The sequence below is a fragment of the Rhodococcus sp. BP-241 genome (assembly GCF_019836145.1).
Lineage (GTDB): Bacteria > Actinomycetota > Actinomycetes > Mycobacteriales > Mycobacteriaceae > Rhodococcoides.
This window is the reverse complement of sequence record NZ_JABUEI010000002.1, coordinates 78,253-91,366: the sequence shown is the minus strand read 5'-3', so window position 1 is coordinate 91,366 and position 13,114 is coordinate 78,253. Positions and strand designations below refer to the sequence as shown.

12 protein-coding genes are annotated in these 13,114 nt (G+C 70.6%); 9 read left to right on the top strand and 3 right to left on the bottom strand.

Going from position 1 to position 13,114, the window contains the following annotated elements:
* Positions 1 to 18: 18 nt before the first annotated feature.
* The 5 genes from HQ308_RS03950 to HQ308_RS03930 are packed head-to-tail and all read left to right on the top strand — an operon-like array spanning position 19 to position 4,591.
* A complete protein-coding gene (locus tag HQ308_RS03950; protein ID WP_308115661.1) occupies positions 19 to 1,104 on the top strand; it encodes a hypothetical protein in 1,086 nt (361 codons plus the stop codon).
* Positions 1,101 to 2,234, top strand: coding sequence for a glycosyltransferase (locus HQ308_RS03945; protein ID WP_222631796.1), 1,134 nt, complete (start codon positions 1,101 to 1,103; stop codon positions 2,232 to 2,234). Before HQ308_RS03950 ends, HQ308_RS03945 begins: the two co-directional genes overlap by 4 nt.
* The gene (locus HQ308_RS03940; RefSeq protein WP_222645493.1) at positions 2,231 to 3,256 is read left to right on the top strand and encodes a glycosyltransferase; all 1,026 of its coding nucleotides are present in this window, start codon (positions 2,231 to 2,233) and stop codon (positions 3,254 to 3,256) included. Before HQ308_RS03945 ends, HQ308_RS03940 begins: the two co-directional genes overlap by 4 nt.
* A 30-nt stretch (positions 3,257 to 3,286) precedes the next feature.
* Positions 3,287 to 4,084 (top strand): glycosyltransferase family 2 protein, encoded by a 798-nt coding sequence (locus HQ308_RS03935; protein WP_222631806.1) that lies wholly within the window; start codon positions 3,287 to 3,289, stop codon positions 4,082 to 4,084.
* A gap of 9 nt (positions 4,085 to 4,093) precedes the next feature.
* Positions 4,094 to 4,591, top strand: a complete 498-nt coding sequence (locus HQ308_RS03930) for a histidine phosphatase family protein (protein ID WP_222631808.1) — start codon at positions 4,094 to 4,096, stop codon at positions 4,589 to 4,591.
* Here the strand turns inward: HQ308_RS03930 and HQ308_RS03925 are convergent.
* Entirely contained in the window at positions 4,570 to 5,463 is an 894-nt protein-coding gene (locus tag HQ308_RS03925; RefSeq protein ID WP_027504584.1) for an SDR family oxidoreductase, read from the bottom strand. The two genes, HQ308_RS03930 and HQ308_RS03925, sit on opposite strands and share 22 nt — an antisense overlap.
* Before the next feature lie 153 nt (positions 5,464 to 5,616).
* Here HQ308_RS03925 and HQ308_RS03920 point away from each other — a divergent pair, with 153 nt between their 5' ends.
* From HQ308_RS03920 to HQ308_RS03910, 3 genes are all read left to right on the top strand, one after another.
* A complete protein-coding gene (locus tag HQ308_RS03920; protein ID WP_222631810.1) occupies positions 5,617 to 6,000 on the top strand; it encodes a VOC family protein in 384 nt (127 codons plus the stop codon).
* 182 nt (positions 6,001 to 6,182) lie between these two features.
* A complete protein-coding gene (locus tag HQ308_RS03915) occupies positions 6,183 to 7,532 on the top strand; it encodes an MFS transporter (protein WP_027504582.1) in 1,350 nt (449 codons plus the stop codon).
* 64 nt (positions 7,533 to 7,596) lie between these two features.
* On the top strand, positions 7,597 to 8,703 hold the full coding sequence (locus tag HQ308_RS03910; protein ID WP_222645492.1) for an endonuclease/exonuclease/phosphatase family protein: 1,107 nt from the start codon (positions 7,597 to 7,599) through the stop codon (positions 8,701 to 8,703).
* A gap of 4 nt (positions 8,704 to 8,707) precedes the next feature.
* Here HQ308_RS03910 and HQ308_RS03905 read toward each other — a convergent pair whose 3' ends face one another.
* Entirely contained in the window at positions 8,708 to 9,670 is a 963-nt protein-coding gene (locus HQ308_RS03905; protein WP_222645491.1) for an MsnO8 family LLM class oxidoreductase, read from the bottom strand.
* 205 nt (positions 9,671 to 9,875) lie between these two features.
* On the opposite strand from HQ308_RS03905, the gene HQ308_RS03900 reads away from it, so the two are divergent.
* Positions 9,876 to 11,459 carry a GMC oxidoreductase gene (locus HQ308_RS03900; RefSeq protein WP_222645936.1) on the top strand — a complete coding sequence of 528 codons (1,584 nt, stop codon included), beginning with the start codon at positions 9,876 to 9,878 and terminating at the stop codon, positions 11,457 to 11,459.
* A 17-nt stretch (positions 11,460 to 11,476) separates the two neighbouring features.
* On the opposite strand, the gene HQ308_RS03895 is transcribed toward HQ308_RS03900, so the two are convergent.
* Entirely contained in the window at positions 11,477 to 13,114 is a 1,638-nt protein-coding gene (locus tag HQ308_RS03895; RefSeq protein ID WP_222645490.1) for an alkaline phosphatase, read from the bottom strand.

Here is a 13,114-nt window from a genome sequence, read left to right as displayed (position 1 = left end):
GAGAGGATGACCCGAGCCGTGATCGCCGTCGCATCCATCCCTGCTGCGCACCCGTACGTCGCCGCTGTCGTCGCCACGGGCGACGACATTCTTCTGCTCGACGATCCCCGGCCCCTCGAGGCGACCACGCCCGGGCAGTGGTGGCCGCCGCGCCTGCTCGAGCCCGACTATCTCCGCGCGCACATCGACGACATCGACGTGGCGCACCTGCACTTCGGCTTCGACGCCGCCACACCGGACCGTCTCGCCGACGTCGTCTCCGTGCTGCGCGAGTCGTCGACCCCCCTCGTCCTCACGGTGCACGACTTGCACAATCCACACTTCGCCGAGCTCGACATGCACCGGTCCCAGCTCGACGTCCTCGTCCCCGCCGCGGCCGCCGTCATCACGCTGACCGACCGCGCCGCTCGGGAGATCGAACGTCTGTGGGGCCGCTCGGCAATGGTGATCCCGCATCCGCACGTCGCACCGCTCGACGTCATCACCGCACGCGACACCACGGCGCACGAGCGCGCAGTCGTCGCCGTGCACGCCAAGTCGTTGCGCGCGAACCTCGATCCCGAGGCGGTCATGGCGACCGTCGTGGCGGCCGCGTCGGCACGCGACGCCGTGGTGCGTCTCGACATCGACGACGACGTGTTCGACCACACGAGCCACTGGTACGCACCGGAGCGCGGCGAGCGATTGCTGGCCTTCCGTGATCACCCGGACGTCGACGTGCGGGTGCATCGTCGGTTCACCGACGCGGAGCTGTGGCAGTACCTGTCCGAGATCGACGTGTCCGTGCTTCCGTACCGCTTCGGTACGCACTCTGGCTGGATGGAGGCGTGCCGCGACCTCGGCGTCGTCCCCGTCGTCCCGGACATCGGCCACTTCGCCGATCAGTTCCCGTGCCCCACCTTCGTGTTCGGACCCGGCCTCTTCGATCCTGCGTCGCTCGATTCCGCGGTGGGCGAGGCGCTGCGCACCGAGCCGACCGGCCCGGACTTCGCCGACTACCGACGCCATCAGCAGAGCGCGATCGCCGCCGAGCACGCCGCGCTCTACCGTGCCCTGTCCGCTCCCGTCGCCTCGGGCCGCGCGGACGGAGCCGTGCTCGTATGACGGTCGCCGCCGCCGCACGTCCACTGCGCATCGCCCTTCTCGGATCGTCGCGCTTCCCCATCGCGCAACCGTTCGCGGGTGGCCTCGAGGCACACGTGTGGCATCTCGCCCATGCCCTCACCGAGCGCGGCCATCGCGTCACGCTCTTCGGTGCCGAAGGCACGTCGACCGACGTCGCGCACGACGTCATCGACGTCCACACGTTCCAGATGAGTCCGCACGCGCGGACCGAACACATGGGACCGTCGTGGGTGGTGCACGAGCATCACGCCTATCTGTCGGTCATGCTCGAACTGGCCGGGCCCCTGGCACAGTCGTTCGACGTGATCCACAATCACAGCCTCCACTACCTGCCCATCGCGATGTCCTCGATGGTGCCGGTCCCCATGCTCACGACGCTGCACACGCCACCGCTCGCCTGGCTGGAGTCGGCGGCCGCGGTGCCGCTCAATCCGAACACCGGGTACGCCGCGGTGAGCGAGTACACGGCGCAGCAGTGGCTACCCGTCGCGGGTCCGATCCCCGTGGTTCCCAACGGGATCCCGCTCGACCGGTGGCCGTTCGGCCAGGGCACCGGCGATCGCGGCGGGGCGGGCGAGTACGCGGTGTGGACGGGCCGGTTGGTTCCTGAGAAGGGGGTCGATCTCGCCATCGACGCCGCCCGGCGCGCCGGCTACCACCTGCGCATCGCCGGACCGGCAGCCGACGACGACTACTTCCGGACGGCGGTGGAGCCCCGCCTCGGCGACGGCGTCACCTACGAGGGTCACCTGATGCAGAAGGAACTCGCCGATCTGGTCGGCGGAGCCGCCGTCGCACTGGTGACGCCGCAGTGGGACGAGCCGTACGGGCTCGTGGTCGCCGAAGCACTCGCGTGCGGCACACCGGTGGCGGCCTTCCGTCGCGGCGGCATCCCGGAGATCCTCGACGACACGTGTGGCCGGATGGTGCCCGCCGACGACATCGACGCTCTCGCCGGGGCCATCGGAGATGCTGCGCGCCTCCCCCGTGCGCACGCCCGCGCTCGCGCGGAGCGCATCTGTTCGGACGCGACGATGGTGGACAGCTATCTCGACCTCTACCGCGAGTTGCTGACGACGTCGGGCCGAACCGCCGCCGTCCCTGCATGATCGGGTACTACGTCCACCACCACGGCGTGGGGCATCTGACCCGCGCCCGGTCCGTCGCACGGGCGCTCGCCGAGCCGGTGACGGTGCTGTCCTCGCGGCCCCGGCCGTCGGACATCGACCCGTTCGCGGGGTGGATCACACTTCCTCTCGACACACCCGACGGCTCCGCCGATCCCGCTCCGGACACACCCGACGGCGGTGACGATCCGGACGACCCCACCGCTCACGGGGTCGTCCACTGGGCGCCCACCTCGGTCCCCGGGATGACCGACCGCATGGCCGCCCTCGCGCGGTTCGTGGACGACCATCGCCCCCGATGCGTCGTCGTGGACGTGTCCGTCGAGGTCGCCCTGTTCGTGCGACTCATGGGTGTTCGGGTGGTCGTGTTCGCGATGCCGGGCGAGCGCACCGATGCGCCCCATCAGCTGGCCTATCGCGTCGCCGACCGCATCGTCGCTCCGTGGTCGGCCTCGGTGTACCGGCCGGAGTGGTTGCGCGAGTTCGAGGACAGGACCGTGTACGCCGGTTCGATCAGTGCCCACGCCGATCGTGCCCGCGCCGGAACCGACCGCGACCCGACGTCCGTCGTCGTGCTCGCGGGCGCAGGGGGCTCAGCTCTCACCCCGGACCACCTCGCCCGAGCGGGTGCTGCCACGCCGACCCGCACCTGGCGCGGTGTCGGCGTGCCCGGCACCCCCTGGGTGGACGACGTGTGGCCGCTGCTGACCGGTGCCGGCGTGGTGGTCACGCACGGCGGGCAGAACGCGGTGGCCGACGTGGCCGCATCGGGTGCACCCGCGGTGATCGTGGCCGAGAGTCGCCCGCACGGTGAGCAACTCGCGACCACTCACGCGCTGGGGGCCGCGGGGCTGGCGATCTCGCTCGAGTCGTGGCCCGATCCGGACCGGTGGCCCGAGATCCTGAACCGTGCCGGTGCGCTGACCGGCGACATCCGGGCACGGACCGAGGTGGACGGCGCAGCGCGTCGTGCGGCAGCGGCGATCGAGGACGTGTGGGCGTGACGTCGGTGCGGACATGACGTCGGTGCTTACATGACTTCGGTGGCCGTGGTGACGATCGTGTCGGGTCGCGCGGGGCACCTCGCTGCGCAACGCCGCGGTCTCGCTCGCTCGACGCGGCGAGCCGATCTGCACGTCGTGGTGTCGATGGGTGACCCGACGGTCGTGGACGCCACCGCCGTCGTTCCCCGCGTCGGCGACGCGCTACCCCTGGCTCGGGCGCGCAACGAGGGTGCCCGCCTCGCCCTCGAGGCCGGTGCCGATCTGCTGATCTTCTTGGACGTCGACTGCATCCCGAGCCGCGAGATGATCGACCGGTACGTCCGTCGTGCGCGCGACGGAGCCGTGCTGTGCGGGCCGGTCACCTACCTGCCCGAGGTCTCCGGTGGGTACCCGGACGACCTGGACGAATGGACGAATCCCCATGCGGCGCGCCCGAATCCGGCGCCCGGGCACGTCGAGATCGGAACGAACTGGGATCTGTTCTGGTCGCTGTCGTTCGCGGTCACGTCGGCGACGTGGCACACGCTCGGGGGGTTCTGCGAGGACTACACGGGCTACGGCGGCGAGGACACCGACGTCGGCCGCGTCGCGGAACGATCGGGTCTGGATCTGCTGTGGGTCGGCGGAGCGCACGCGCACCATCAGTGGCACCCCGTGTCCTCGCCGCCGATCGAGCATCTCGACGACATCGTGACCAACGCCGCCATCTTCCACGGTCGATGGGGACACTGGCCGATGATCGGGTGGCTGAACGCTTTTCGCGAGCGCGGCGACATCGACTGGACGCCCGAGGGCAGCAGCATCGCTCGCCGCCCGGTAGGGCACTAGCATCGAGCGATGTCCGACACCCACACCCTGATCCTGATGCGCCACGGCAAGTCCTCGTACCCGGACGGGGTGGACGACCACGACCGGCCGCTCGACGAGCGGGGCCGTCGCCAGGCCGCCGCGGCCGGCGACTGGATCCGGGCGAACGTCGGCGCCGTGGACGCGGTGATCTGCTCGACGGCGACGCGTACTCGCCAGACTCTCGAGCGCACGGCCGTCGACGCGCCGGTGCGCTTCGAGGGCACCGTCTACGGGGGCTCCCCCGACGACATCGTCCGCGAGATCATCGCGACCGACGACTCGGCGGCGACCGTGTTGGTGGTGGGCCACGCACCCGGAATCCCCTTCACGGCACTGGAACTCGCCGACGATCAGGAGTCGGACGCGGCGGTGTGGATCCGTCGGGGCTACCCCACCTCCGCGCTGGCGGTGCTGGAGTTCACCGGCGACTGGTCGGATCTCGGGCCGGGGCGCGCCCGCCTGACTCACGCGCTCCGCGTCGACTGACCCTCCACCACAGCGCGATTGCGCGCGCTCTCCGAGCGACCCAGCGCCTTCACCTCGGCGTCCATCTTCGGCAGGATGCGCGGCACGTGGCGCAGCGTCGTGGCCTCACCGAGCCGAGTGGTGAGCACGGAGCGCACCCACCCGATGCCGCCCACGATGCCGGGAACGTAGACCCGGCGTGACCGCCGCTCCACCGCGCGGACGAAGGCATCGACACACGCCTCGACCGGCAGGGTGCGGCCGAGCGGCCAGGGCAGCACGGACAGCAGATCCTGGAACGCGGTGAGGTCGGACTTGGCGTCCTGCACCAGTGGAGTGTCGATCCACGCCATGTGGGCGGAGCCGACGTCCACACCCTGGTACTTCACCTCGAGGCGCAGGGCGTTGGCGAAGTGTTCGGCTCCCGCCTTGCTCGCGTTGTACGACGCGAGGCCGGGGCACGCGGTGAAGGCCGCGAGCGACGAGACGACGAGCACGTATCCCTTGCGCTCGATGAGCGAGGGCAGCGCCGCGCGGACGGTGTGGAAGACGCCCGTGGTGTTGATGTCGATCACGCGCTTGAACGTCTCCGGATCGACGTTGAGCACCGACCCGTAGCTCGAGATGCCGGCGTTCGCGAGGACCACGTCGATGCCTCCGAATCGCGCGATTCCCGCGTCCACAGCGGCCTGCATGTCCGCCAGATCCCGTACGTCGGCGCGCACCCCCACGGCGACGTCGCCCAGATCGGCCACGAGTGCCGTCAGCGGCGCCTCGTCCACGTCGGTCAGCACCAGCTTCGCGCCCTTGGCCGCGAGAGCCCGCGCCGTCGCCTCGCCGATACCGCGGCCCGCGCCGGTGATGAGCACGACCTTGTTGCGCACGCTGACCATGTGAGTCCTCCTGACGACGAATGTCCGGTCACAGTACCTGTGACCGGAGATGACACCTACTGTTCCTCGGAATCGGCGGCGCACTGCGGACAGTGGTTGTCCTCGATCACGAGCAGGATCTCGGTCATCATCCGATACGAGGAGAGGCCGACCATGACCGCCACGCACCCGCTCACCATGGAGATCCAGCTCGTCATGCTGCCCGTCACCGACGTCGACCGTGCGAAGGAGTTCTACACGCGCATCGGCTTCCACGCCGATCACGACGCCACTCCCTTCCCGGACGTGCGCTACGTCCAGCTCACCCCACCCGGTTCCGCGTGCTCGATCGCGATCGGGAAGAACATCACGACAGCAGTTCCCGGTTCCGTCGAGGGGATGCTCGTCGTCGTGCAGGACGCGGAGGCCGCGCGGGAGATGTTGCTGGCAGCCGGGGTCGAGGCCACCCCCGTGAAGGACGAGGGGTGGGGCCTGTTCACCTACTTCGCCGACCCGGACGGCAACAGGTGGTCGGTGCAGCAGCTGCCGGTGGGCTGACGCCCCCGTGCGCCTTTCGCGCATCCAGGGATACGCACAAGGCGCACGGGGGTGATGGAGCAAGGGTCCGGGCGGGCCCGATGGTGGGTCCGCCCAAGCTTCTCCCGACAACGGCACCCGGGCGTTTCGCCGGAATAGGCTGCGCCCGAATCGGCAGGCGCGCCGGTCGGACGGGGGCGGCAGTGACGGAGACCGAGAATCGGACCGAGCGCGGTGCGGCGGCAACGCGAGCACCGCGGTGGCGCACGATCGGGGCGCGGCGCGACTCCCTCACCCTCCCGTACGGGTGGGGACCCGCGATCGTGCTGGTGCTGGTCTCCCTCGTCGACCGCATCGAGTTCAGCCTGGTCGCCGCCGTGCTGCCGCAGCTGCAGGCGGAGTTCGGGTTCGGCGACACGGCGGCCGGTTCCATCCCCACCGCGGCCGCCGTCGCCGCGGGCCTCCTCGCGATGCCCGCCGCCTACCTCGCCGATCGCCACGACCGCGGCCGCATCATCACCGTCGTCGTGTTCTTGTGGGCCCTGGCGACGGTCGGTTCCGCGCTCGCTCCCACCTTCGCCGTTTTCTACCTGGTGCGCATGGGCCTCGCCGCCGCCGAGGCCATCGACAACCCGGCCAGCGCCAGCATGCTCGCCGACTTCCATCCACCCGCGACCCGCCCGACGGCCTTCGGGTGGTGGCGGACCGCGGCCTACCTCGGCGGCGCCGGCATCGTGCTGGGCGGAGTGCTCGCCGAGTGGCTCGGGTGGCGCGGCGCCTTCCTCGTCATGGCGATTCCCGGTGTGGTGGTCGCCGTCCTGATGTCACGCGTGCGCGAGCCCGAACGGGGGTACGCCGACAGACTGGCCGCGGGCAGCGCGGACACGCCTGCGCCGGAGGCCACCACCGACCCGATGCCGGTCCAACTCCGCCGCGTCGCACCGATCCGGACGCTGTGGTTCACCGGCGGCGCGCTCACCGTCATGAGCCTCGCGGTCGGTGGCCTGACGTTCTGGGTGCCCAGCCTGTTGCAACGCCGATTCGGCCTCGGCGAAGCGGCCGCTGCGTCCGCGGGCGGTGGTCTGACACTGATCGGCATCGTCGGCGGCACGCTCGTCGGATCCCTGCTCACCCGGCGAACCCTGTTCTCGACGCCGTCGCAGTGGCGCGTCCTGGTGGGCGGCACCGGAATCCTGCTGGGCACCGCGGCCATGGCCGGGGCGTTGGCCTCCGAGAGCTGGCTGCCCTTCACCGTGCTGCTCACCGTGTTCGGCTTCTTCACCGCCTGGGCGATCCCCACCCTAACCTCGTGCGTCGCCGACGTGCTCGCCCCGCGCGACCGCGGACTGGGTTACGGACTGCTGCAGATCGCCGCGACCGTGGGCGGCGCCGTCGGACCGCTCCTCGTCGGCGCGGTGTCCGACGCGTACGGCTCCCTCACCACCGGCATGGTTCCGCTGCTGCCCCTGCTGCTGATCGGGGGCGTGCTCGCCCTCTGCGCCTACCCGTACGTGTCGCCGGACGCGCAGCGGGTGCTGGACGGCGTGGCCTGACGCGCCCCTGCCCGCCCTCTCGTGTTCGCCCATGTGTCAGGGCGGCGCGATAGCGTCCCGCACCATGCGACTCACCCGCGTGCTTCTCGCCGCGTCCGTCCTCGCCGCGTCCGTCCACACCCTGACCGCCTGCAGCGCGCCTGCCGCCGACGAGCCGCCCGGTGACCCGCGTACCGTCCGCGTCGCGACGTACAACGCCAGCATGAACCGCCCCGCCGCCGGCGATCTGGTCGCCGCACTGCGGTCCGGAACGGATCCGCAGATCCGGTCGGTGGCCGACGTGGTTCAGCGCAACGCCCCGGACATGCTGCTACTCAATGAATTCGACTACTCCGACGGCGCCGTCGACCTCTTCCGCGACAACTACCTCGCCGTCGGCGACGCACCGATCGACTACCCGTTCGCGTACACGGCACCTGTCAACACCGGCGAGCCGTCCGGGCTCGACCTCGACGGCGACGGGCGGTCCGACGGACCGAACGATGCCTGGGGCTTCGGGCAGTTCCCCGGCCAGTACGGCATGGTCGTCCTCTCGAAGTTCCCACTCGACGCCGCCGCGGTCCGCACGTTCCAGACCTTCCGCTGGGCCGACATGCCCGACAACCTGCTCCCGCGCGAGTACTACGGCGCGAACTCGGACGCCCTGCGCCTGTCGAGCAAATCGCACTGGGACGTGCCCGTGGACATCGACGGGCGGGTGATCCACCTGCTCGTCTCGCACCCCACGCCGCCCTCCTTCGACGGGCCCGAGGACCGCAACGGCCGACGCAATCACGACGAGATCCGGCTCACCGCGGACTACATCGCCGGCGCCGACTACCTCGTCGACGACACCGGACTCGCCGGCGGCCTGCCGGACGGCTCCTCGTTCGTGGTGTTGGGGGACCAGAACAGCGATCCGGTCGACGGGGACTCCTATCCGGGCGCCATCGCGCAACTGCTCGACAGCCCGGCGCTTCAGGACCCGGCGCCCACCTCGCCGACCGCCGGCACCGACACGGCGGACTTCGCCGATCCCGTGCCGGGTGATCTGCGGGTGGACTACGTCCTGCCGAGCACCGATCTGACGGCCACCGGGTCGGGGGTCTTCTGGCCCGCGCCCGGCGAGCCGGGCGCCGAGTTGCTGTCGGCGAGCGATCACAGACTGGTGTGGGTGGACCTGCAGGTCTGACCCGTCAGCGCAGCAGTGCGGCCAACGCCTCGTCGGACGCACGCAGAGCGTCACGGTCGAAGGTCGATGCCGAGGACAGGATCTCGTCGGCACCGGTGCGGTCGACGAGGTCCTCGAGCCTGCGGCGCACCGTCGCCGGACTGCCGTGCACGCTGCCGTCGAGGGAGCGCTGGGCCGACTCCCGAGCTCGGGGAGTGAGTCCGTCGGGCATCTCGGTGACCGCCCGCAACGGTGGGAACTCCCCGGTCCGGCGGGAGTCCGCCATGGCCACGGCCTCCGCCATGGCGAGACGGCGGGCCTCGGCGTCGGTGTCGGCGACAAGGACGTCGAGCGACACCGTCACGGACGGCTGCGCCGCGAAGGCCGACGGAACGAACTCGCGTCGATACGCCTCCAGTGGAGACAGGTCACCCGTGAGCATCGGACCGCCCACCACGACGGGAAGCCCGCGCTGCGCGGCGATCGCGAGCCCGTGACCCGTCGCGAGAACGTGGATCGGGATCAGTCGCTCGGGCGCGGGCTGCACGGTCACCGGACCGGTGCCGAGCAGGAAGTCCTGCAGATCCGCGAGGTCGTCGGCGAAGCGCTCGGCGTCCTCGGTGTCCGCCCGCAGCACCTTGCGCACCGGCGGCGTGAACCCCAGCGACCGGCCGACACCGAGGTCGACCCGGCCGGGACACAGTGCGTCGAGCATCGCGAACTGCTCGGCGACGACGATGGGCGAGTGGTTCGGCAGCATGACGCCGCCCGACCCCAGCCGAATCCGCGACGTCGCCGCGCCGATCGCGGCGAGCAGCACCGCGGGTGAGCCGCTCGCGATGCCGGGGACGGCGTGATGCTCGGCCACCCAGAACCGCTCGTAACCCGCCGCCTCGGCCCACCGCGCACGCTCGATCGTGTCCGACACCGCGGCGGCGGCGGACCGATCGGTGCGGGTACGGGAGCGATCGAGAAGGGACAGACGCATACTCTGAACAACCCTCGCGGGAGTCGCCCTGTTCCGCCCCGACCCGCCCGATAAACCGGCACAGAGATTGGTAACAGTCATACAATCCGGTCGAGTGGTTCCATCACCTGCACCATTCACGGGAGACTGACCATTCGACTGTTCTCGATCGATGGTGGGTGTGCACGTGAAGCGCAGGCAACTGCTGCAACTGGCCGCAGCAGGAATGGTGGGCCTCGCGGTCCCGCCCGCGATCACCCGGTCGACGGCGTCCGCACTCCCGCTCGGCGTCCCCTCGATCCGGAACCTCCTGCCCGAACTGTTCGCCGACCCTCCGCGTCCACCGGACCACTCACCCGCCCTCGTCATCGGATCGGGCTTCGGAGCCAGCGCAGCGGCGTTGCGGCTCGCGCAGGCCGGTACGTCGGTCACCGTGCTCGAACGAGGACTCCGCTGGCCGCGCGATCCGTTCCGCGACATCTTCACCGCCGACATGACGGCCGACGGGCGCGGCCTGTGGCATCAGCGCTCGTTCACCAACCTCACCGGCATGCCTGTCGGGCCCGTCGACTGGTTCAACGGCGTCCTCGACACCACGCGATACGAGAACCTGTCGGTGTGGCGTGCAGCCGCGGTGGGCGGCGGCTCCGTCGTCTACACCGGCGTCAGCATCGCCCCGGACAAGCGCTTCTTCGATCTCTCGTTCGGTGGCCGCGTCGACTACGACGAGATGGCGTCGCAGTGGTACCCGAAGGCTCGCTCGGTGCTCCGGCCGTCGACCATGCCCGACGACATCTACGCCTCCCCCGGGTTCGCCCACTCGCGGACGTGGGACGACCACGCCCGCCGCGCCGGTTTCGACCCGCAGCGCGTCGACGGAGGCTGGAACTGGAACGTGCTGCGTGACGAGATGTCGGGTCGGTCCCGGCCGTCCGCCACCGTCGGTTGCAGCACGTTCGGCAACTCCAACGGGGCGAAGCACGACCTGACGCAGAACTACATCCCGCAGGCCGAGGCCACGGGCAACGCCGTGGTGTGTCACAGCCACGAGGTCGTCGCCATCGGTACCGAGAGCGGCGGCCGCTACCGCGTGGAGGTGCGGCGCCTCGATCCCGAGGGCAACGCACTCGAGACGCGCACGCTGACCTGCGACTCGCTGATCCTCGGCGCCGGCTCCATCGGCACCACCGAACTGCTGGTCCGCGCGCAGGCCACCGGCGCGCTTCCCGAGCTCAACGAGTTCGTCGGACGCGGATGGGGCACCAACGGCGACGCCTTCATGACGCGCTCGCTCGGCCCCATCGGCGGCGGCCCGCAGGGGGCGCCGTGCGCCTCGCGCATCGTCGACGACACGGGCCTGCCTCTCAGCGTCGAGAACTGGTACGTCCCCGGTGTTCCCACCGAGATGGGGTTCCTCGGATCGCTCGGTATGACCATCGACCCGCTGCGGGCCGATTTCCGCTACGACCGTGCGACGGACCGGATGAGCTTGACCTGGCCCAAGGGCGGCAGCCGCGACACCGTCGAGGCACTGCGCGCGGTGCAGAACCGGATGGCACAGGCCGGCCGCACCGTCGTCTCCGCCGAGCCGTTCACTCGCGACGTCGACGACACCTTCACCGCGCACCCCCTCGGCGGTGCGGTCCTGGGCGACGTCACCGATGCGCACGGACGAGTGAAGGGGCACCCCGGCCTGTACGTCATGGACGGAGCTCTCGTTCCCGGCAGCACGGGCGCCGCCAACCCGTCTCTCACCATCACCGCGCTCGCCGAGCGCAACATCGCGGCCGTCATCGCCGCCGGAGGCTAGGCGTACCCGGTCGTCAGCTAGGTCAGGCCGATCTCCGGCCGCCCCTCCGGCACTGTCACGGTCGCTGCCGTGCGGACCGGCGCGCCGGGAATCGAGATCGCGTCCAGGACCCGGACCTCGGACCGCCACTCCGTCGGCGTCAGCGTCGCACGCAGGTAGCCGCGGCGGGCGTTGCCGAACTTGACGTGCGGTGACGCGGCCGCGATGTCCGCACCTGCCGTGTCGACGTCCGCACCGTCCTTGCCCGACGCGATGGAGGTCGACGCGATCTCGACGCCCACCACCGGGGCGGAGTCGTCCTGATAGTCGCGGCGCAGTTCCGACACGATGGTGCGGTGGATGTCGCCCACGATGGACGCGAGGGTGATTCCCCGGTCGCGGGCGCCGTCGAGGATGCGGTGCCGTGACGCCTCGTACCCACTCCACGGGTCCATCCCGACCTTCCGCTCGCCGTCGCTGATGCGGGCCAGGTCGGAGATCACCGTCTGGTGTGCGAGGAACTTCCACGTCGCGCCGGACCCGAAGCCGTCGAGGATCCACTTCTCCTGCGCCGCTCCGGTTATGGTGCGACTCGGGTCTGCGGTCTCCTCGTTCTGCGCGTGTTCGCCGTCGCCATTGGCCTGATCGCTGCGGTACTGCCGGGTGTCGAGCACCGAGAAGTCCACCAGGTCACCGAAACTGAAGCGGCGGTACGCCGTCAGATCCGGTCCCGTCGGTCGCTGGGCCATCCGCACGGGAGTGTTCTCCCACCACGCCTTGAACGCATCGGCGCGGCGCAGGAGGAACACCCGCGGATCACCCGCAGGATCGCCGGGAGCGGCGGTGTCGGCATCCTGGCTGATCGCCCCGGCCCAGTTGTTGTCCACCTCGTGATCGTCGAAGGTGGTGATCCACGGCGCCGCTGCGTGCGCCGACGCCAGGTCGGGATCGGACTTGTACAGCGCGTACCGATCGCGATAGTCGTTCAGTGCCAGCGTCTCTCGTCCCGCGGACTCGGGCCGTGGCTGCGATGCGCGGGCGCCTGCACCTTCGATCGCGTACTCGTAGATGTAGTCGCCGAGGAAGAAGACGACGTCCGGGTCACTCGCCGCGAGATCGGCATAGGCGCCGTAGAACCCGTCCTCCCACTTCTGGCACGACGCCCATGCGAACGACAGTGACGCGAGGGGTGATCCCGGTGCGGGCGCCGTCCTCGTTCGCCCGACGGTGCTCACGTGCGGACCGACCATGAAGCGGTAGAAGTACTCCCGCGCCGGAGTTAGACCCCGTACGTCCACGTGCACCGACCAGCCGTCCGCATCGGATGCCAGTTCGATGCCCTGGCTCACCGCCCGCCCGAACCGTTCGTCCTCGGCGATCTCCCACCGCACCGGCACCACACCCGGCCGCATACCGCCGACCGGAGCGAGTGGGTCGACCGCGAGACGAGTCCACAGCACCACCGAGTCCGGAAGCGGATCGCCCGACGCGACGCCGAGGCGGAACGGGTAGTCGGCCGGGGTGCCGCGTTGCGGCTGCGCGTGCGCCGTCGCGCTCGACAGTTCCGGTGTCATCGCGAGCGCACCGACCAGTGCGGTCCACGTGAGGAACGAACGACGCGTGGTGCCGGCACGCAGAGAACGATCGGCACCGATGACGAGATCACGACGGCTCAT